The sequence below is a fragment of the Roseburia sp. AM23-20 genome (assembly GCF_003470905.1).
GTDB lineage: Bacteria > Bacillota > Clostridia > Lachnospirales > Lachnospiraceae > Roseburia > Roseburia rectibacter.
On sequence record NZ_QRHS01000020.1, the window covers coordinates 12,522 to 35,588 of the forward strand.

General features: G+C 41.6%; 16 protein-coding genes and 1 pseudogene. All 17 read left to right on the forward strand.

Annotated features, from left to right (window positions below; translation table 11 throughout):
- Window positions 1-42: 42 nt before the first annotated feature.
- Window positions 43-1,461, forward strand: coding sequence for a carbohydrate ABC transporter permease (locus DW650_RS14250; RefSeq protein WP_117921264.1), 1,419 nt, complete (start codon window positions 43-45; stop codon window positions 1,459-1,461).
- A complete protein-coding gene (locus tag DW650_RS14255; RefSeq protein WP_118210292.1) occupies window positions 1,461-2,306 on the forward strand; it encodes a sugar ABC transporter permease in 846 nt (281 codons plus the stop codon). Before DW650_RS14250 ends, DW650_RS14255 begins: the two co-directional genes overlap by 1 nt.
- 163 nt (window positions 2,307-2,469) lie before the next feature.
- The gene (locus DW650_RS14260; RefSeq protein WP_118210293.1) at window positions 2,470-4,320 is read left to right on the forward strand and encodes a hypothetical protein; all 1,851 of its coding nucleotides are present in this window, start codon (window positions 2,470-2,472) and stop codon (window positions 4,318-4,320) included.
- Window positions 4,293-4,511 (forward strand): hypothetical protein, encoded by a 219-nt coding sequence (locus DW650_RS14265; protein ID WP_006858267.1) that lies wholly within the window; start codon window positions 4,293-4,295, stop codon window positions 4,509-4,511. The genes DW650_RS14260 and DW650_RS14265 overlap by 28 nt, the downstream gene beginning before the upstream one ends.
- Before the next feature lie 72 nt (window positions 4,512-4,583).
- Window positions 4,584-5,522 (forward strand): helix-turn-helix domain-containing protein, encoded by a 939-nt coding sequence (locus DW650_RS14270; RefSeq protein WP_015521516.1) that lies wholly within the window; start codon window positions 4,584-4,586, stop codon window positions 5,520-5,522.
- 102 nt (window positions 5,523-5,624) lie between these two features.
- A complete protein-coding gene (locus DW650_RS14275) occupies window positions 5,625-8,714 on the forward strand; it encodes a glycoside hydrolase family 2 TIM barrel-domain containing protein (protein WP_118210294.1) in 3,090 nt (1,029 codons plus the stop codon).
- Window positions 8,715-8,808: 94 nt separating this feature from the next.
- A complete protein-coding gene (locus DW650_RS14280) occupies window positions 8,809-9,969 on the forward strand; it encodes a glycoside hydrolase family 53 protein (RefSeq protein WP_118210295.1) in 1,161 nt (386 codons plus the stop codon).
- Between the two features lie 247 nt (window positions 9,970-10,216).
- Entirely contained in the window at window positions 10,217-11,386 is a 1,170-nt protein-coding gene (locus DW650_RS14285) for a galactokinase (RefSeq protein ID WP_118210296.1), read from the forward strand.
- Between the two features lie 104 nt (window positions 11,387-11,490).
- Window positions 11,491-13,053, forward strand: a complete 1,563-nt coding sequence (gene galT, locus DW650_RS14290; RefSeq protein WP_118210297.1) for a UDP-glucose--hexose-1-phosphate uridylyltransferase — start codon at window positions 11,491-11,493, stop codon at window positions 13,051-13,053.
- A 193-nt stretch (window positions 13,054-13,246) separates the two neighbouring features.
- Window positions 13,247-13,411, forward strand: a pseudogene (locus DW650_RS14295) (arsenate reductase ArsC); the annotation flags it as partial.
- Window positions 13,412-13,472: 61 nt separating this feature from the next.
- The gene (locus DW650_RS14300) at window positions 13,473-13,985 is read left to right on the forward strand and encodes a flavodoxin (RefSeq protein WP_118210298.1); all 513 of its coding nucleotides are present in this window, start codon (window positions 13,473-13,475) and stop codon (window positions 13,983-13,985) included.
- A 232-nt stretch (window positions 13,986-14,217) separates the two neighbouring features.
- Complete coding sequence (locus tag DW650_RS14305; protein ID WP_118210299.1) at window positions 14,218-15,585, forward strand: MATE family efflux transporter; 1,368 nt, start codon at window positions 14,218-14,220, stop codon at window positions 15,583-15,585.
- A gap of 13 nt (window positions 15,586-15,598) precedes the next feature.
- A complete protein-coding gene (locus tag DW650_RS14310) occupies window positions 15,599-16,186 on the forward strand; it encodes a cytidylate kinase-like family protein (protein ID WP_117921255.1) in 588 nt (195 codons plus the stop codon).
- 132 nt (window positions 16,187-16,318) lie between these two features.
- On the forward strand, window positions 16,319-16,657 hold the full coding sequence (locus tag DW650_RS14315) for a YgjV family protein (RefSeq protein WP_118210300.1): 339 nt from the start codon (window positions 16,319-16,321) through the stop codon (window positions 16,655-16,657).
- Between the two features lie 120 nt (window positions 16,658-16,777).
- Complete coding sequence (locus tag DW650_RS14320) at window positions 16,778-19,576, forward strand: GH36-type glycosyl hydrolase domain-containing protein (RefSeq protein WP_118210327.1); 2,799 nt, start codon at window positions 16,778-16,780, stop codon at window positions 19,574-19,576.
- Between the two features lie 13 nt (window positions 19,577-19,589).
- Entirely contained in the window at window positions 19,590-22,727 is a 3,138-nt protein-coding gene (locus DW650_RS14325; protein WP_118210301.1) for a hypothetical protein, read from the forward strand.
- Window positions 22,681-22,980, forward strand: a complete 300-nt coding sequence (locus DW650_RS14330) for a glycoside hydrolase family 30 beta sandwich domain-containing protein (protein ID WP_118210302.1) — start codon at window positions 22,681-22,683, stop codon at window positions 22,978-22,980. The genes DW650_RS14325 and DW650_RS14330 overlap by 47 nt, the downstream gene beginning before the upstream one ends.
- The last annotated feature ends 87 nt before the right edge of the window (window positions 22,981-23,067 follow it).

Here is a 23,067-nt window from a genome sequence, read left to right on the forward strand (position 1 = left end):
CCGAAACAAAAATTCTCATTCACGCGCATAGGGAGTGAATCTATGAAAACATTTTTAAACGCAATCAAAAAATACTTTGTCGATTTCGGAACAGCAGTGGCAAAGGGAGATATCTGGTGCAAGCTTTCACTGCTTGTTATGGGTGCAGGATACTGGGGACGGAAACAGATCGTCAAAGGTGTCTTAATAACAGCCCTTGAAGTGGTAGTGATCCTGTTTACAGGAATGTTCTCTATCAATTATATTAAGGATTTAAATACACTTGGTACCGTTCAGTATGAGTCCGTATTTGATCCGCTGACCTTGAAAAATACTGTTAATGATTACGATAACTCATTGCTGATCCTGCTATATGGTATTATTGGTGTTCTCGTAATCGTAGCATTCATATTTTTATATATAAGCAATATGAAAGCTGTTTACCGGCTTCAGCTTATGAAAGAAGAGGGAGAACATGTCAATACATTTGCAGAAGATATAAAATCTCTTTTCAATGGTAAGTTTTATATCACATTACTTACCCTGCCGAGTATCGGTGTTATTATGATGAACATTATACCGATCATTTTTATGTCCTGTGTGGCATTTACCAATTATGATATGGATCATATGCCGCCAAACTACCTGTTTACATGGGTTGGACTTAGAAACTTTAAGAATATGTTTACAGGCGGCACCACGATCACATTCTCCTATGCATTCGTAAGAATTCTTGCATGGACAATGATCTGGGCAGTATCGGCAACATTTACAACTTTCATCGGTGGTATTCTTTTGGCAAAGTTGATCAACCATGAAGATACACATTTTAAAAAAATGTGGAGATCACTTTTTGTTGTGACAATCGCGATTCCACAGTTCGTAACATTGCTTCTTGTAAGCAAAATGTTCAGCGACCACGGTATTGTAAATACATTATGTTCCAACATCGGTCTGACAGGCTGGTTACAAAGCATCGGACTTGTTTCAGGAAACTATATTCCATTTCTCTCTAAACCGGGCTGGTCTCATGCAATGATCATTCTTATTAATATCTGGGTCGGTGTTCCATATCAGATGCTTTCCGCTACCGGTATTCTGATGAATATTCCGACAGATCAGTTGGAGAGCGCACGTATCGATGGTGCAAATAAATGGCAGATCTTCTGGAAGATCACAATGCCGTATGTATTATTTATCTGTGGACCATCCCTGATTCAGAGCATCATTGCAAACATCAATAACTTTAACGTTATTTATCTGCTGACAAGTTCCAATGCAACAGCAAACATGGCATTTGCAAACTCTAATGCAAAAGAGACAGACCTTCTCATTACATGGCTGTTTACATTGACCAACGATAACTCAAACTATAAGATGGCATCGGTAATTGGTATTATTTCATTTGCTATCTGTGCGCTTCTTACATTGCTTAGCTATACAAGAATGATCAGTGGCGATAAAGAGGAGGTGTACCAATAATGAAAAAGAAAACATGGAAAATCATTGTAAGACATTTAGTACTTGCTCTTTTGGCAATCATCTGGCTGATTCCGATTGTATGGCTGGTTGTAACATCCCTTTCCACTACAAAGGGTGTAAGTTATCAGCACTTTTTCCCGGAACACTGGACACTGGCAAACTATCATCAACTGTTCTTCAAGACAGATACAGCAGCAAACTTCCCTGCATGGTTTAAAAATACTTTTATCGTAGCATTTTTTACCTGTATCGTTTCATCCGCTTTTGTACTGATGGTCTCTTATGCATTCAGTTGTATGAGATTTAAGGCGAGAAAACCTCTGATGAGCTTTTCTATCATTCTTGGAATGTTCCCAGGTGTACTTTCCATGATCGCTGTTTATTTTGTTTTAAAAATGATCGGACTTACCGATTCACTTGCAGGTCTGGTTATCGTATATTCTGCAGGTTCGGGACTTGGGTTTTTAGTATTGAAAGGTTTCTTTGATACCATCCCGGTTTCACTGAGAGAGGCTGCCCGCTTAGAGGGTGCTTCCGAGGCAACAATTTTTGGAAAAATCATTATTCCGCTATCAAAACCGATGATAGTATATACGATTATCAACTCTTTCCTGAATCCATGGATGGATTTTGTTCTGGCACGGATCATGATCAAGTCGAAAGATTCGGCAGACTGGACAGTTGCGATCGGTCTTTATAACCTGTTACAGAAGACTCTGATCGGAGATTACTTCGCAATCTTCTGTGCCGGCGGTGTAATGATCGCAATCCCGATTTCAATTCTCTTCGTAGTAATGCAGAAATTCTATGTTGAGGGTGTTACCGGCGGAGCTGTTAAAGGCTAAATTGCGGGAAGTAACACTAAGTAGACATTGCAGCAGAGGCTGCAATGCCTAAGTGTTACTAACCCGCGTTGGAAGAACGCAGGAGCAGCGTTCTTCTGAGAAAGTGTAGTTTTGAGAAGAGTATTAACTCTTTTAGATAAAATTTTAGAGGAGAAAGAAAAAAATGGATAAATTTGTACTGAATCTTATTCATCGTCCGGAGCTGGTTCCAGAGTATTCTGCGACAGTGACAGGACAGGGAAAAGAAGAGGATATCGGAGATAAAGCACTTTTAACAGAGTCTTTGGATATCTTTAAGACACAGCAGAGATTAGCTCACGAGAATGGATTAAAAGTAACCATTCAGATGACATATGCTTCACTCTTCAATGATGAAGCAGTAGAGATCGCAAAACATGACCATGAAGTATATGGTGATGAGATCGCATTATCTTTATTAGGACTTCCTTGTGAGGAGTTCCGCGAAAAATATAAGACAAAAGACTTCTGTATCTGGATGTTCTCCATGGAAGATAAGAAAGCCATCGTAAATGATGTATTCGAGAAATTCCATGACAGATTCGGTTTTTATCCGGAGTCAACAGGATCTTATTATATGGATGCTGATCTGACAAACTATATCAAAGCAACTTATCCGACTGTAAAATGTGCAGTTGCTACCTGCTGGGAGGAAGGCCCGAAGGCATATCACACCTGCAACAACTCCTGGTATACATTATTTGATGGCGGCCCATGGGCACCATGGATTCCATCGAAACAGAACACACATGCACCGGCTGCAAATAAAGAGGAAGACAGCGGTATCGTAGCAATCCCTCATCTTTCCCGTGACCTGATCGCATGTTACGATGGAAATGGTTCGAACTTCGGAACACATCCGCAGAATGTACTCCGTGGTATGATTTATGATACAAAGACATGGGAATATCCATATCTTTATAACTTAATCGACCAGTACCGTTCCTTAGAGAAGTATAACAACGGATATTCCTACAACATGATGTTCGTTGGACCGGGCTGGATGAACAAGATGGGACGCTGGGAGCAGCCATATGAACTCCTTTACAAATCTTACAGCGATGGCTGTGCTTACTACGGCAAGCTGAAAAAAGAAGGTCAGTTAGTAGATATGACCATGTCAGAGTTCGCTGATTACTACCGTGAGAAGAAAGGTGTCAACCAGAACAATTACAACGAGCCGGAATGTGCTCTCTGGAGAGATATCTTATATGGTTCAGACAAACAGTTATTCTGGTACTGCGATCCGTACATGAGAGCATGTGTTAATATGGATCAGGGCGGTGCGATCGTTGATCTTCGTCCTTATGCAGCAAAATTAGAGTGGCCGGTCGGCATTGGAACAAAACATGTTCAGGATGCATCCTACCCATTCTTAATCCAGGAGAAATACCGTGCAGGTTACTTTACACATTACGCAGGAGAGGGAACTGTAAGAAGTGCAAAACTTTCTTACAAAGGAGAGGAAGTTGATCTCTGCCTCTGCCCGACACATGCACACTTCTCCCAGGAAGGCAAGACAAGAATCCTTACATTAGACCCTGTTACGATCGAGTTTAAGGATCTGACTGTAAAACTTCAGACAAAAGAATACTTTGAGGAAGGATCTTCCAACATCAGGATCGAGCGTCACATCTTAGAGATGAGTGATCCGACTGCAGAAGTAACATTAAATGAATACATGGTTGCATGCTATGGTACAACTGAGTATTCCGAGGATATGAGTCATATCACATTAAAGATCGACGGACCGGAAGAGAAGACGATCAACTATGAATACAAATGCCGTGAAGAGGGCGTCGTAGGAGCTACAGAGGTTTCTGCAGTCGTTCCTGAAATCGAGACAAGAGTATCCATGACAGCATCCGATGCAAAGGCAGAAGGATATGTAAAAGAAGGATATGCATTCTCACCAATGTTCACATTGGGATACAGAAAAACAATCTCAGATAAGGAGGTATTTGCAACATGGCTCAACTTGGCAAAGGCAAATTAAATTATAGATGCCCATCCTGTTTTTTAAGAGATCTTGACATCGATATGTTCTACAATAAAGAAACTGGTATTTATAGCTGTATCCGCTGTCAGTACCGTGGAACGGAAGAGGATGTATTAGAGAAAAACGAAATGATCCGTTTCCGTTATAAAGCAATGCATGATAGAATTACAAAATTTGATTTTGATTAAATTCTGATATCAGAAACAAAATGGCTGCCGTACTGAAATAATGTACGGCAGTTTTAAAAAGAGGTAATAACCATGGGGAAAAAGAAAAAAGACACGATGGAACTAAGATTTTATGAAGTTCCGCAGGGTGAATATGTTCTGGCACTTTTAGGAGACAGCTGGATTCGTGATTACGGACATGATGAAAGCAATCTTCATTTTCATAATCTCATGGAAATCGGATATTGTAAAAACGGTACCGGCAGGCTGATCTTAAATGAACAGACAAAAAGCTACGAACCGGCAATGGTCAGTATTATTCCGCAGAATTACCCGCATGTGACGATCAGTGATATAGCGGAGGGACCAAGCTATTGGGAATATCTATTTTTTGATCCGATGGTCATGATCCAGGAATTGTATCCGGATAATGCTGTCATGCAAAAAAAAGTATTACAGATGGTCAATCGAAAGGCTTTGTTTTTCCATGAATGGGAAAATCGCGGGATTTCCGTTCTTGTGAAGATGCTCATGGATGAGATGAGACAGAAAAAAAGCCATTTTAATGATTGTGTCAGAGGTCTTTTGATCGCATTTTTTACAGAATTGCTCCGTATGTGTGAAAGTGATGTATCGGAGGATGAAGTAAAGAAAAAGACAGGTGTTTCCCAGATTACGGCAGCACTTGATTATGTCAGATTAGAGTATGCGAATAATATTCGTGTGGAAGAACTTGCAAAGGCAAGTCATATGAGTGAGACGCATTTCAGAAGAGTGTTTGAATCTTATATGAATATGTCACCGATGGATTATATCAATCTGATGCGTGTGCAAAAAGCATGTGATATCATGAAAAAGACAAATGATCCGATGGATGTGGTCGCACAGAAAGTGGGATTTACCACGACATCTACATTTAACCGGAACTTCAAAAAATATCTGAATACATCTCCGTATCAGTGGAAGATCAGTCCGGAAAATTATGAGAGAAAACTGTTAAATTATAATATTTCCGCTTTGAAAGGCTGGTAAAACTTATGATTGAAAATGCGTGTTTTGTGTTGAAATACAGATGCAAAATGCGCATTTTTTCGTTAAAATGGAGATAAGAAAAAGATAAAAGGAGAACATTACATGTCATTCGAAATAAAAAAGATCCATGATCTGAAGTTTTTTAAGGAAAACTGTATGTCAGCGCACTCTGATCATATTTCATATGCAGATGAGAAAGAGGCAGAGGAGAAAAAAAGCAGCTTCCGGTTACCGTTAGATGGAATCTGGAAATTTCATTATGCAAAAAATTATGCACAGGCTGTTACCGGATTTGAGGCAGAGGATTTTGACTGCAAATGCTGGGATGATATCCGTGTGCCGGCGCATATCCAGATGGAAGGTTATGATATTCCACAGTATGTGAACATCCAGTACCCGTGGGACGGCAGGGAAGATGTATGGCGCGATACGGTGCCGAGTGAATTTAACCCGGTAGCAAGTTATGTAAAATATTTTACACTGCCGGAAGGGTTTATGAAAAATGGTCTTTATATTTCCTTTCAGGGCGTTGAGAGTGGTTTTGCACTGTGGTTAAACGGTCAGTATGTCGGTTACAGCGAAGACAGTTTTACACCGTCCGAATTTGACCTGACTCCGTATGTAAAAGAAGGTGAAAACAAGCTGGCAGTACAGGTGTTTAAGTGGACATCATCAAGCTGGTGTGAGGATCAGGATTTTTACCGGTTTTCCGGTATTTTCCGCTCGGTTTATCTGTATACAATGCCAAAGGTGCATGTATATGATCTGAAAGTGCAGCCGGTTTTAGACGAGACACTTATAAATGCAGATCTTCTTGTTACAATGCAGATGCGCGGCATTGGAAGGGCAAGATTTACATTGACAGGAAGTAAAGATTATTCTGTTTTGGAAGAAAAAGAGCAGCAGCTTATTTTCTTTGAGGAGTTACCGGTTTCTGAGGGAGAAGTTCATTTTGAAAAACAGGTGAATAAACCGGAGCTGTGGAGTGCAGAGATCCCCAATTTATATACGCTTACGATAGAATGTTTTGATACAGATGGAGAAAGAAGTGAAGTTATCTGCCAGAAAATCGGATTCCGCCGTTTTGAAATGAAAGACAGTATTATGACATTAAATGGAAAACGTATCGTATTTAAGGGTGTCAACCGTCACGAATTCAGTTCCATATCAGGACGTGCGATCACAAAAGAGGAAGTTTTAAAGGATATTGTAACAATGAAACAGAACAATATCAATGCGATCCGTACCTGCCATTATCCGGATGCATCCATTATATATGATCTCTGTGATGAATACGGACTCTATATGATCGCAGAAAACAATCTCGAATCACACGGTTCGTGGGATGCTGCGATGCATGGATCTGTGCCGAAAGACACGATCGTTCCGGGGGACAACATGGACTGGGAACCTATGATGCTTGACCGTGTCAATTCCTGTTATCAGAGAGATAAAAACCATCCGGCTGTTTTAATCTGGTCAGTCGGAAATGAATCTTACGGCGGAAAAGTAATTTTTGACATGTCCGAAAAATTCCGTGCCTTAGATCCATACCGTCTGGTTCATTATGAGGGAATTTTTCATGACCGCAGATATGAGGCAACCAGTGACATGGAAAGCCAGATGTATACGAGTGTGGAAAATGTGAAAAAATTCCTTGCCGAGCATAAGGAAAAGCCGTTTATCATGTGCGAATATACACATGCGATGGGAAATTCCTGCGGTGCCATGCATAAGTACACCGATCTGTCAGATACAGAGCCGAGATATCAGGGCGGTTTTATCTGGGATTACATTGACCAGTCCATTTTGAAAAAAGACCGCTATGGAAAAGAGTGTCAGGCATATGGTGGTGATTTCTTAGAGCGGCCGACGGATTATAATTTCAGTGGAAATGGAATCTGTTATGGCGGTGACAGAGATCCATCCCCGAAAATGCAGGAAGTAAAATTCAATTATCAGAATATCAGTGTCCTGTTTGAAAAGGATGGAAAATTCACGGTAGTGAATAAGAATCTGTTTGCGGGTACAGACCAGTTCCGCTGTGTGGCAGTTTTACAGAAAAATGGAGTTGTGATAAAAAAACAGGAGATCAAAACAGCAGTACCACCGCTTAGTTCTTCCGATTATGAGATACCATTTGCAGTTTTGCGGGCAGATGGTCAGGATCAGAAAAAAGAAGAACCGGACGTAGAATATGCACTTACGGTTTCATTCCTTTTAAAAGAGGACAGAAGCTGGGCAGATGCAGGTCATGAAGTTGCATTTGGACAGAAGATTTATAAAAAGAGTACCGTTTTCCATGCATCCCAAAAACCAATCCGTGTGGTTCACGGAAAGGTAAATATCGGTGTGAAGGGTGAAGATTTTGACTGTCTGTTCTCCATGTTGAATGGTGGACTTGTTTCTTACCGTTATGCGGGAAAAGAGATGATCGAAAAGATCCCGATGCCGAATTTCTGGAGGGCACCGGTTGACAATGATAACGGAAGTATGGCACCGGCGCGCTATGCGCAGTGGAAGATCGCCAGCATGTATATCAGCCACAGAAATGGAGGAATGTTTGACAATGTTCCAACGAAAGTGGAAGAAAAAGATAATACCGTAAAGATCACCTATACTTATTTTATGCCGACAACACCGGCAAGTAAATGTCAGGTTGCCTACACGGTTTTCGGTGATGGAACAATCGAGACGAAATTGATGTATGATCCGGTCGAGGGACTTCCGGATATGCCGGAGTTTGGCATGATGTTCTGGTTTAATGCAGATTATGACAATCTTACCTGGTATGGCATGGGACCGGATGAGACCTATGCAGACCGGAGACATGGAGCAAAGCTTGGAATCTACAGCAATAAAGTGGCGGATAATATGGCAAAATACTTAGTCCCACAGGAATGTGGTAATAAAGTTGGTGTGCGGTATGCACGTCTTGTAGATGCAAAAGGCAGAGGGATTCTGTTTGAGGGAGATGAATTAAGTTTTTCAGCACTTCCGTATACACCGCATGAACTGGAAAATGCAGCCCATGCTTATGAATTACCGCAGGTACATCACACGATCGTCCGTGTGGCATTCGCACAGATGGGAGTCGGCGGCGATGATAGCTGGGGCTCATGGGTGCATCCGGAATATCATATTGATGTGACAAAACCGCTGGAATTTACGTTCCGCTTTAAAGGAATATAGTATAAGTAATAAAGTATAAGAAATAAGCCCGGCTGCCTGATTTATTTATGTTTTGGCACAAATATTACAGCTTATGAAAAGGAAGGGAATGACTATGAATTTTGTAAAAGGAATGGATTTATCTACACTTGTAGAGTTGAAGAAGTGTGGTGCAAAATATTATGACAACGGAGAAGAAAAGGATATTTTGGAGATCATGAAATCTTATGATGTGGATACGATCCGTATCCGTGTCTGGAATGATCCGTGGTCAGAAACAGGAGAATCTTACGGTGCAGGAGAAAATGATCCAAAGACATCTCTTGAGATCGCCAAAAAGGTGACAAAAGCAGGTTTTGGTGTACTTTTAAATCTGCATTACAGTGATTTCTGGGCAGATCCGGGAAAACAGTTTAAACCGAAGGCATGGGAAAATTATGGTGTCAAAGAGTTAGAGCAGGCAGTTTATGATTTCACGTTAGAGATGATGCATCTTTATTTGGAAAACGGTGTCAATATCACGATGGTACAGGTCGGAAATGAACTTTCAAATGGTCTGCTCTGGCCGGAAGGCAAGGTGCCGAACTATGATAACATCGCAACATTTGTCAATGCCGGTATCCGTGCTGTCCGCAAAGCAGATGAAGAGCGTCTCGCAGGCTCTATCAAAGGTGTATGCCCGCAGATGAAGGAACTGTCAAAGATTCCGGTTATGATCCATCTTGACAATGGCGGCAACAATGCACTTTACCGTGAATGGTTTGATAATTTTACAAAACGCGGTGAGGATTTTGAACTGATCGGATTGTCCTATTATCCATTCTGGCATGGATCTCTTCAGATGTTAAATGACAACATGAATGATATTGCTAAGCGTTATGGCAAAGATCTGATCGTGGCAGAGGTTTCCATGGGATATACGATGGAAGATTACAAAGACTACGAGAAACTCTCTGATGAAGATCGCAAAGGCTATGCAACAAAACCGGCGCTGGTTGAGAAGATCGAATATCCGATGACAGTACAGGGACAGTATGATTTTATGGAAGATTTCTTAAACAGAATCAGCCATATCGATGGTGGAAAAGGCAAGGGCTTTTTCTACTGGGAGCCGGCATGGATCCCGGTTCCGGGTTCCGGCTGGGCAACACCTGCATCTTTAAAATATATTCAGGATCCGGGACCATGTGGCAACGAGTGGGCAAATCAGGCATTGTTTGATTATAAGGGAAATACGCTGCCAACATTGAAACTGATCCGCGATTTTGAAGCATAAAATAATTGATGATAAAAAAAGGTTTTAAAATCCTGCAACATTTATGTAAAAATGTTGCAGGATTTTCTGCACTTTGTTGCAGTTTGCATTTCAGCCATTGCAAAGGGAGTTGGATGCAGTATAATAGGATTATCAAAGAAAACAAAACAAATGTATCCTGTTTTCCAAGGATAAAAAAACGAACAGGATGATGTGTGGCAAAATAAGAACAAATGATGTATTAGAAGAAATTAAAGGAGGATTCAAGATGGTTTGGGAGAACGTACTGGCAAAGTTTAAAGAGTTATTTGGAGATGAAGGTGAGATTGGTGTTTATTTTGCACCGGGACGTGTGAACATGATCGGAGAGCATACCGATTACAATGGCGGTCATGTATTTCCTTGTGCACTGACGATCGGTACTTATGGTGTGGCAAGAAAAAGAAATGATAAGAAGCTGCGTTTTTATTCCATGAACTTTGAGCAGCTTGGCGTGTTAGAGTCATCGGTAGAGAATTTAAAACCGGAGAAAGAAGCTGACTGGACAAATTACCCGAAGGGTGTAATGTGGGCATTCGGAGAAAAAGGCATGAAAGTAGAGCAGGGTATGGATCTTGTATTATTCGGAAATATCCCGAATGGTTCCGGACTTTCTTCTTCTGCATCTGTAGAGGTTTTAACAGGATTTATCTTACGCGATATGTTCGGATTTGACGTGACAAATCAGGATCTTGCACTGATCGGACAGTATTCTGAGAATAAATTTAACGGTGTAAATTGTGGTATCATGGATCAGTTTGCTATCGCAATGGGCAAAGCAGGACACGCAATCTTCCTTGACACGGCAACTTTAAAATATGAGTATGCACCGATCAAACTGGAAAATGCAAAGATCGTGATTTCCTGCAGCAATAAAAAACGTGGACTTGGCGATTCCAAATACAATGAGCGCCGCAGTGAATGTGAGAAGGCATTAGCAGAGTTACAGAAAGTTGTTTCCATTGAAGCACTCGGAGATCTGACAGAGGCACAGTTTGAGGAACACAAAGATGCCATTAAAGAGGAAGTGTGTGTAAGACGTGCAAAACATGCAGTCTATGAGAATCAGAGAACGATCAAAGCAGTAGAGGCGCTGAAAAATAATGATGTTGCTTTATTTGGAAAACTGATGAATGAATCACATGTTTCTCTCCGTGATGATTATGAGGTAACCGGTATCGAGCTTGATACTTTGGTCGAAGAAGCATGGAAGATCGATGGTGTGATCGGATCAAGAATGACTGGTGCAGGTTTTGGCGGATGTACGGTCAGTATCGTAAAAGATGAAGCTGTGGAAACTTTTATCAAAGAAGTTGGAGCCGCTTATGAGAAGAAGATCGGATACGCAGCAGATTTCTATGTTGTTGAGATCGGTGACGGCCCGGTGAAATTAGCATAAAAAGAGAAGTGTTTCATTGTCAGAAATGACATAGACAGCATAATTGTGTATGCGCGACAGAATATAGTCCGGATACGTAGAATAGCATAGAGGTGAAGAAGAAAATGATACAGGAAAAGATTTTAGAGTTAACAGAATATGGTCTGGTAACAGGACTGGTTGCACCGGAAGATAAGAGATTTACCATCAATCGTCTGTTAGAGCTTTTTAAATTAGATGAGTTAGAAGAGAACATTGTTACAGCTTATGAAAAAAGAGAGCCAATGACACAGAAATCTGCAGAGAAAGCATTAGAGGGTATTCTTACAGAGATGCTTGACTATGCAGCAGAGCAGGGACTGATGCCGGAAGATACGATCACCTACCGCGATCTGTTTGATACAAAGATCATGAGCATGCTTATGCCAAGACCAAGCGAAGTCATTACAAAATTCCGTGGACTTTATAATCATCAGTCTGCCCAGGCAGCAACCGATTATTTTTATAAATTAAGCTGTGATTCAAACTATATCCGCAGATACCGTATCAAGAAAGATTTGAAATGGACTGCAGATACTGAGTTTGGTACATTAGATATCACGATCAATTTATCCAAACCGGAAAAAGATCCAAAAGCGATCGCAGCAGCGAAACTTGCAAAACAGAGCGGTTATCCGAAATGTTTACTCTGCAAGGAAAATGAGGGATATGCAGGCCGTGTGAACCATCCGGCAAGACAGAACCACAGGATCATTCCGGTAACGATCAATGGCAGTGACTGGTTTTTCCAGTATTCTCCTTATGTTTATTATAATGAGCACTGTATCATCTTTAACGGACAGCATACACCGATGAAGATCGAGCGTGCTACTTTTGGTAAACTGCTTGATTTCGTAGAGCAGTTCCCGCATTATTTTGTTGGTTCAAATGCAGATCTTCCGATCGTTGGCGGCTCTATTTTGAGCCATGATCATTTCCAGGGCGGTCATTATGAATTTGCCATGGCAAAAGCTCCGGTGGAAAAAGAGATATCATTCAAGGGATTTGAGGATGTCAAAGCAGGTATCGTAAAATGGCCGATGTCCGTTATCCGTATCAGCGCAGAGAAAAAAGACCGCCTGATCGAGCTGGCAGATAAGATTTTACTGGCATGGAGAGGTTACACAGACGAGGCTGCATTTGTTTTTGCCGAGACAGACGGAGAGCCACATAACACGATCACTCCGATCGCAAGAAGACGCGGCGATTTATACGAACTGGATCTGGTATTGCGTAATAATATCACAACAGAAGAACATCCGCTTGGTGTTTACCATCCGCATGCAAAACTGCACCATATCAAGAAAGAGAATATCGGTCTGATTGAGGTTATGGGACTTGCAGTGCTTCCGGCACGTCTGAAAAAAGAGATGGCAGATTTAGAGCAGGCATTGCTTGATGGAACATCTATCCGTGAGGATGAAGTCCTTGAAAAACATGCAGACTGGGTAGAAGAGTTCCTTCCGAAATACGGATTTACATTCGGTACCGGTTTAGAGGGCGAAGTTACTCCGGAAAGACTGCATGAGATCGTGCAGACAGAGATTGGTCTGGTATTTATGGAAGTATTAAAAGATGCCGGTGTTTACAAATGCACGGAAGAAGGAAGAAGTGCTTTCATGCGTTTTGTAGACAAAGTGAATGAATAGTCATATTAACTTTTTTCTATTTGTATATTATCCTAACACATAGAGATATTTCTATGTGAGGTGATTGATTTGGAAAAAATCTATACAGAGACAGCCAAAATCCTCAAAGCGTTGTCTGATCCTAAGAGACTGCGGATCATCTGAAAGGAGGTTTTCATGCGTAAGAAAAAGGTAGCATTTATATGTGTACATTATCGCTATTTCCATGGGATGTGATGTCGGATGTCCGTATATCGGCAGGGAGTTTGATGATAACTGGGGATTGCCTGATCCGACAGGATGTGATGATAAGGTATTTATGGAAGTGATAGCAGAGATTGAAAAGAATATTTTAAGATTAAAGGAAATGTTTCGCTGATAACCTTGACATTATGACAGACTTTAGTATTATGGTTCTTGAGTAAAGGAGGAAGCTGAAAATGCGTACATTGATTGCTTATTTTTCAAGAGCGGGAGAAAATTATTTTGGCGGTTCCATAAAAAATATAACGGTTGGAAACACAGAGATCTGTGCCGGACTCATAAAAGAATTTTTAGACGCAGATCTTTTTAAAATTGAGATGAAACAGCCGTATTCGGATCAGTACCGGGAGTGTGTTGAACAGGCAAAAGTCGATTTTGCGGAAAATAACAGACCGGAACTCATAAATTATCCGGAAAATATGGGAGATTATGACACCATTATTCTCGGATATCCGAATTATTGCGGGACGATACCGATGGCAGTAGCAACGTTTTTGGAATTCTTTGATACTTCCGGAAAGAAAATCCTTCCGTTTTGCACGAATGAGGGAAGCGGTATGGGCAAAAGTGAGGAAACGATAAAAGCACTGTGCCCGGATGCGGATGTCAGAAAAGGTAAATCCATTATGGGCGGTCAGGCAAAGAGTTCAAAGACAGAACTTGAAGCATGGGTAAAGCAGAATATCTGATCTGCAAAAATTTCCGTTTGACTTTTAAAAATAAAATAATTATAATTCAAAAAAGAACGAGTAGCAAATCTGCGTAAATCCAGTTTTTGCTGCTCGTTTTTTCATAAAAAATTACATCTTATGAATGATTGCCATAAAAAAGTGTGTAGCTTATCAGCGTAAGTCCAGCTTATATGATAGGTGCACACTTTTTTTGTGCAGAAAACAAGATGCAAAACAAGGAGGATTTAAAATGGCAGAGAGTAACAAAATGAAGGAGATGCCGGTAGGTAAGCTCATGGTTCAGATGGGGATACCGATGATCTTATCGATGGCATTACAGGCGGTCTATAATATCGTGGACAGTGCCTTTGTCGGAAACATGAAGGTGGAAAGCGAGGCGGCATTAAATGCACTTACGCTGGTATTCCCCGTGCAGATGCTTATGGTCGCAGTCGGGATCGGAACAGGAGTAGGAACGAATGCGCTGCTTGCAAGGACGCTCGGGCAGGGAAACAGCAAAAAGGCGGCGAAAGTTGCAGGAAACAGCCTGTTTTTAGGTGTGATCATTTATGCAGTATGTCTGTTATTTGGAATTTTCGGGGTAAAAGCATATATTTCTTCGCAGACAGTGGATGCAGAAGTTCTTTCCATGGGAACGGATTATTTGAGAATCTGCTGTGTGATTTCTTTTGGAATCATTTTCTTTTCACTGTTTGAAAAATTATTACAGGCAACAGGACGTTCACTTTATTCTACGATCGGTCAGGTTACAGGAGCAGTGATCAATATCATTCTTGATCCAATCATGATCTATGGTATCGGACCGGTCCCGGAAATGGGGGTAAAGGGTGCTGCCTATGCAACGGTGATCGGACAGGTGGCATCGGCGTTACTGTTATTTGTTTTTCATATCAGATTAAATAAAGAATTTGACCACGGAATAAAGTATATGAAACCGGATACAGGCATTATAAAGGAAATATATGCGATCGGACTTCCGGCGATCATTGCACAGGCATTAATGTCTGTTATGGTATACGTAATGAACCTTATCTTAAAATTTGCTCCGGCAGCGCAGACTGCATATGGGCTGTTTTACAAAGTGCAGCAGTTTGTATTGTTTCTTGCTTTTGGACTGAGGGATGCGATCACCCCGATCATAGCTTTTGCATATGGCATGCGCAGTAAAAAGAGAATCCAGGATGGAATCAGATATGGCCTTTTATATACCGTTGCACTGATGATCTTTGGCATTATCATTACAGAAATTTTCCCTGGAGCATTTGCAACTTTGTTTAATGCCGGACAGTCGAGAGAATATTTTATCGGTGCAATGCGGATCATTTCCATCAGCTTTCTTTTTGCAGGGATCAATGTGGCATATCAGGGAATTTATCAGGCACTAGATGGTGGAATCGAATCACTTGTGATCTCACTTTTAAGACAGCTTGTGATCATATTGCCGTTAGCAGGAATATTTTCTGTGTTTGTAAGAAATGGTCAGGCAGGGGTTTCACTGATTTGGTGGGCATTTCCGGTCACAGAGTTTATAGCATGTCTGGTAGGATATGTATTTTTAAAGAAAATCAGAAAAACAAAAGTTGACAGTTTAGATTAGGGAGGGATGAACTATGGCAAAAAGAATTATCACGATCAGCAGGGAATTTGGAAGCGGAGGACGTTTTATCGGCGAAAAAGTGGCAAAAGAGCTTGGAATTGCATATTATGACAAAGATATTATCAGCCAGATCGCAGAGAAGTCAGGACTTTCACCGGAATATATCAGGGAAAAAGCAGAATTATCCACAAAAAAAGGGTTGTTTGCGTATGCATTTACAGGAAGGGATATCACGGGAAAATCCGTGGAAGATATCGTATATGAAACGCAGAGCAAAGTGATCATGGAAATAGCACAGAAAGAGGACTGTGTGATCATTGGAAGGAACGCCGATTTTATTTTAAAGGACAGGGATGATGTGCTGAATGTTTTTATACATGGGGATATGCCACAAAAAGTGGAGCGTATCTGCAGGTTATATCATGTGACGGAAGCTGATGCAAAGAAAATGATAATGGATATAGACAAACGTCGCAGCACAAACTATAATTTCTATACGGAACAGAAGTGGGGGCTGGCAGCGAATTATACGTTAGCGTTAAATAGTTCACAACTTGGATATGACAGATGCAGACAGATTATACTGGATTGTGCAAAATAAAACAATATTAGTGATGCAGTACACCGGCGAAAGATAGAATCATTGGAAAGAGGAAGTACATATCCGGATGAAAACGGCAAATGAGAAAACAAAAGAAATGGATATGTTAAATGGAGGGGCGGTGCGTACAGCATGCTTGTTTCATTTACAATCCTGATCGCCGCAAATATCAAGGAACGGAAGGAAAGGGCATGGACGCCGGTATATGTTTTCTTTCAGGTGCTTTTAATCGTTATCATGATCTGGAAATTTGCCGGGATATCTTCCATACTGGTATTTCTGACATCATCGATCTCACTACTTTCGATCTGGTGGTTAAAACCACAGAAGATGCGGATTGCTGGAATGGCAACAAGTATTACGTCCCTGTTTTATCAGATCAGTATAAAAAACTGGGCAGGGCTGCTTGAAATCGTTGTGATCTGCAGTAATATCCTGTCTTTTGCAAAATATAAGAAAGAAACAAAATAAGTGACAGATATCTGTCAGCCTAAAAAAAAGATACCTTACAGAAAAAAGGTATCTTTTTTTGTGCCCTTTTTTTTCTTTACAATGATGTCAGAACATGAAAAGGAAAAAGGAGTAGTCAGTATGCAGGATACATATCAGTTTATCGGAGAGGATGCCACATTTAACTTAAAAAATGCGGAAAATTACAGTTATCTGTATTTCCCTGTGGCAGGAGAAGCAGGAATCAAAAGTGCAGTGACACCGAATCTTTCAGGTGACTGTAAGATAGATCAGAATACTTTTTTACTTGAGCCGGTCAGTGCAGAAAATCTGCATGAAAACCGCAGCAGCAGGAACTTCTGGTGCCATGTCGCAAATGCTGGTAACTGGTCGGCAACAGGCATTTCTGCGGAAGAAGAGTCGAAGAAGTTTACCGGATTGTCAGATAAAAATGAAGTGACAGCAGGACTGATGTGGCATACCGTGACGAGAACTTCAGATAAATATCAGTTATCTGCAGAAATCACATCGTTCGTTCCGGTGGATGAGAACGCAGAGATCATGTATGTGGAGATCACAAATATCGGGAAGATGCAGGTGCGGTTCACACCAACAGCGGCAATCCCTTTATATGGAAGAAGTGCAGATAATATCAGGGATCACCGACATGTGACATCTTTACTGCACCGGATCAAAACGGTGGAAAACGGTGTGCTTGTGACACCGACACTTTCATTTGACGAGCGTGGGCACCGTAAAAATGATGTGACCTACTTTGTCTGTGGTTTTGATGGAAACGGCGAGCCACCAAAAGATTTTTATCCGGTCGTGGAAGATTATATTGGAGAAGGCGGCAATTTCGAGAGACCGGAGGCAGTTGTAAAAAATCTTGAAGGTGTGAAGGCAGGATGCAGCTTTGCAGGATGCGAGGCGGTCGGAGGACTCCATTTTAAAGAGGTGGTGTTAGAGGCAGGTGAAACTGTGTCCTACACAGTCCTGATCGGAGCGTTAAAGCAGCAGGAAGCTGCAGAAGAAAAGACAGATTATAAGAATACAGGCAGTGATACAGTGACAGATTGGAAAAATGCTGACGTAGAACATGGTATCGCAGAACTTACCGCAAAATATAAAACAGCGGACAAAGTAAAAAACGAATTTGCCCGTGTGAAAGCCTATTGGGAAGAAAAAGTAAATGTTTCTTATCATACAGGAGATCTGGTGTTTGACAAATACATGCACTGGGTAAGTTTTCAGCCGATCTTACGACGGATCTACGGCTGTTCTTTCCTGCCACACCATGATTACGGAAAAGGCGGAAGGGGCTGGAGAGATCTCTGGCAGGATTGTCTGGCACTTCTGATCATGAATCCTGATGGTGTCCGGGAAATGCTTTTGTCAAATTTTGCCGGTGTGCGTATGGATGGAACGAATGCAACAATTATCGGAGAAAGACAGGGCGAATTTATCGCAGACCGCAATAACATTACACGCGTATGGATGGATCATGGTGTGTGGCCGTTTTTTACGACAAAACTTTATATCGATGAGACCGGGGACATAGAGATCTTAGATGAGCAGGCTGCCTATTTTAAGGACAGACAGGTTGTAAGAGGAACCAAAAAGGATGATGCGTGGGACGAAGCATATGGCTGCTGGCAGAAAACAGAGACACAGGAAATCTATAAAGGAAGTGTATTAGAACATCTTCTGCTGCAGAATCTGACCGCTTTTTATGAGGTTGGGGAACATGGACATATCTTACTTCGCGGGGCAGACTGGAATGATGCACTGGATATGGCACCGGAACGCGGGGAGAGCGTTGCATTTACGAATGCCTATGCCGGAAATTTAAAGGATATTGCGGAACTTTTAAAGACATATCAGGAAAAAACAGGAAAAAGTACCGTTTTCCTTGCAAAAGAGATCAGCGTGCTGTTAGGCGGAGACGGGAAATTATATGACTCCGTCGAAAAGAAGAAAGAGCTGCTTTTATCTTATGCAGAGAGCTGTGTACATAACGTCAGCGGAGAAAAAACAGAAGTACCGGTAAAAGAATTGATCGAAAGCCTGTCGGACAAAGCAGAATGGATGATGGATCATATCCGCAGCACCGAATGGGTGACAGATTCAGAGGGAAATGGCTGGTTTAACGGCTATTACGATAATCACGGCAGGCGTGTGGAGGGTGAATTTGAACAGGGCATCCGTATGATGCTTACCAGTCAGGTGTTCGCTGTGATGGCAGGAACTGCAAAAGAAGAACAGGTAAAAGAGATCATAAAGAGTGCAGACCGCTATCTGTATAAGGAAGAGGTCGGCGGTTACCGCCTGAATACGGATTTTGATGAGGTAAAGATGGATCTTGGCAGGATGTTTGGCTTTGCATATGGCGAGAAGGAAAACGGAGCTGTATTTTCCCACATGGCGGTGATGTATGCAAATGCACTGTACCGGAGAGGATTTGCGGCGGAAGGATATAAGGCACTATCCGCCCTTTACCGTCAGTCGGTCAATTTCCCGGTCAGCAGGATCTATCCTGGAATCCCGGAATATTTTAACGGGCGCGGAAGAGGCATGTACCATTATCTGACCGGTGCTGCAAGCTGGTATATGCTGACAGTGATCACAGAAATGTTCGGGGTCAAAGGAAAATGCGGTGATCTTTTACTGATGCCAAAGCTGATGCCGGAGCAGTTTGATAAGAATGGTCTGGCAAAACTGTCACTTTTCTTTGCGGGCGTAAATTGTCAGGTTATTTATGAAAATAAAGAAAAAAAAGCATTCGATATATATCAGATCGAAGAAGTACGGTTTGACGGCAGAAAATTAGAGCAGGAGGAATGGAAAGCAGATGAAGCAGAAAAATCTGCGATCATTCCAAGAACGAAGTTAGAAGAAGCAGGAAAAATGTTACATGAGGTGTATGTTGTACTGAAATAGAGGAGATTTGTTTATGATGAGACAGAAGGAGAATTTTATACTTGAAAACTACGGAAAAAAGTCGACCTTTGCAAGTTTTCTGCCTGGGATCGCCGGCATCCGCGGTATTCCGATCTGGTGTTATTATGTCAATCGCGGACAGTGCGTGGTAAGTTTTGGTGTGGATAATAAAGATCATGCCATTATGGAATTTTATCCGGCACATCAGGCATATCAGAATGTAAAGACAACAGGATTCCGTACTTTCATCAAAAAAGACGGGATTGTCTGGGAGCCTTTTTCAGATGAGACGGTAGAACACAGTATGCAGATCGCAATGAACGGTCTGGAAATTGAGGAGAAGAATCAGGAAAGCGGTCTTAGAACCAATGTATATTATTATACACTGCCGGAGGAAAATCTTGGGGCGCTGATCCGTATGGTCACCGTGGAAAATATCAGTGAGAAACCTGTAAAGATCGAAATTTTAGATGGAATGCCGGCGGTGATACCATATGGTGTGTCCATGGAAAATACAAAAAATATGTGCCAGACAGCCAAGGCATGGATGCAGGTGGAGGATGTCGCAGAGTGTATACCTTATTTCAGGGTGCGTGCAAGTATGGCAGACACGGCATCTGTCCAGAAAATTGAAGGTGGTAATTTTTCTGCGGGATGTTTAAAAGATGGTGAATTGCTTGCACCGATCGTGGATACTTCTGTTATTTTTTCATATGATGCTTCCCTGCAGAATCCGGTCGGATTCAGGGAACACAGTTTAAAAGAACTCTATGGGATGGAGCAGATGACACAGAATCAGTTTCCGTGCAGTTTTTATGGAACAGTAAAATGCCTTGTACCGGGAGAGGAGTTTACTTTATATGAAGTGATCGGTCAGGTGGAAAATAAGCATATCCTGTCTGATTTCTTTGCAGATAAGAAAGACGATTCCTATTTTTATGCAAAGCGTAGAGAAGCAAAAGAACTGGCAGAGAATCTGACGAATGGAATTGATACGAAGACCGCTTCAAAAACATTTGATGCGTACTGCCGGTATACCTATATGGATAATGTTCTGCGTGGAGGTTATCCGATGCGTCTTGGAAACAATAAGATTTTTTATGTGTATTCCAGAAAGCACGGGGATCTTGAGCGTGATTATAATTATTTTTCCATGCTGCCTGAATTTTACTCACAGGGAAATGGAAACTTCCGTGATGTAAACCAGAACCGCAGATGTGATACTTTTTTTGCTCCGTTTGTGGGACGGGAAAATATTCATGAATTTTACAGTCTGATCCAGTTAGATGGATACAATCCATTAAATGTTGAAAAACTGACCTACCGTGTTCCTTTGGAAAAAGCGAAAAAAATTCTCTCACGTCTGCCGGAAGAACAGGGGGAAATGCTGATCGGATTTGTGACAGAACCATTTACACCGGGAGCACTTTACCGGAAATTAGACGAGGTTTTAAAAGATAACTGGGATGAATCACTGTTTATCCAGATCATTGATTTTGCTGAGGGAATGGTAAATGGAAACTTTGGAGAAGGTTACTGGTGTGACCACTGGACTTACAATCTGGATCTGATATTTGATTATCTTGAGGTATTTCCTGAGAAAGAACAGGAAATGCTCTATGAAAATGTGTATACGACTTTTTTGTCACAGATCAATATCAACCGTCGGTTTAAGCGTTACGAAGAAACAAAAAACGGACTGCGTCAGTATCATGCCCTGGATGAATCTTCAAGACGGAAAGATTCCGGAGAGAAACTGGTACGCACAAAGTATGGCAATGGCGATGTGTTAAAAATGACGCTGATGGAAAAGCTGCTGCTTTTATGTGTAACAAAATTTGCAGCATTAGATGCCTATGGAATGGGAATCGAGATGGAGGGCGGAAAACCCGGCTGGTATGATGCCTTAAACGGAATGCCTGGAATGTTTGGATCATCAATGGCAGAAACTTATGAGCTTGCAAGAATGCTTTCCTATACCACCGATGCCCTAAAACGGTATCCGGGACAGGTCGAAGTGATCGAAGAACTTGCTTGTTTTATGGAAGAACTCAATTTGATCAACAGGATTGAGCAGGACAGCCTGTACCGGGACGGTCAGGTATTATCATTCTGGAACCGGATCAATGATGCAAAAGAAATTTACCGTGACAAAACGTATTCCGGTATCTCAGGAAATAAGATCGTGTACCGCACAGAGAATCTGGCAGAGATGTTAGAGGGATTCCGGGGAACGATCTGCCTTGGCATCAAAAAAGCGTGCAGGCTTTCCGGAGGAATCTGTCCGACCTACTTCACTTATGAGGTGACAGAATATGAGAAATTAAAAGACGGCGGAATCCGCCCGCTGGCGTTTCAGGTAAATACAGTGCCTTACTTCTTAGAAGGACCGGTGAGATATTTAAAACTGCAAAAGAGCAGGGAAGAAAAAAGGAAGCTGTATCAGAATATCAAAGAGAGTGATCTTTACGACAGAAAGTTATCCATGTACAAGGTCAACGCATCTTTGCAGGAGGCGTCTTTTGAACTCGGACGTGCACGTGCGTTTACACCGGGATGGCTGGAGAATGAGTCGATCTGGCTGCATATGGAATATAAATATCTGTTAGAACTGCTGAGAAGCGGGCTGTATCAGGAATTTTTCGAAGATTTTCACAAAGCGGCAGTGCCGTTTTTAGATCCACAGGTGTATGGAAGAAGTACCTATGAAAATTCTTCCTTTATTGCAAGCAGTAAAAATCCGAACAAATCCTGCCATGGAAAAGGTTTTGTGGCAAGATTAAGCGGTTCTACGATCGAGTTTATCAGCATGTGGAAATTAATGATGTTCGGTTCACACCCGTTTTCTGTGGAAAATGAAGAACTTGCATTTACACCATGCCCTGCAGTGCCGTCTTACCTGATCAGGGAAAATGGGGAAGTCAGTGCCACACTGCTTGGAAATATAAAAGTAACATATTGTTTTGCGGAGAAAGCTGATTTCATTCCGGAAAATTATCAGATTAAGAATATGACGTTTACTTATGCAAATGGAAGCGATATTTATGTGGAAAAAGATCATGTGGCAGGAAAAATTGCAGAAGATATCAGATCCGGTAAAGTAGTTGAGATTTATATGGAAGCAGAGAAAATACCGGATACTGAAAAATGACACCTTTGAGAAACGGCTTACTTACTATTATATCGGGCAGTTCAGCCGCTATATCAAAAAAGGTGCAGTCCGTATTGGAACGACACGTTACACAGACCGCATCGAAGTAACAGGATTTTTGAATCCGGATGGAGGGCGTGTGATCGTACTTTTGAATAAGACGGATGCTCCTGCAGAATACAGCCTGCGCGAAAATGGCGAGGGCTGCATGGGAACACTTGCACCTCATTCCATCCAGACGATCTGCTACTAAAAAAATGATACCTTTTTAAAATAAGGTGCATTTTTTATAGAAACGGTGGCTGTTATAATTCAATCATCAACAGAGAACAGACATGTT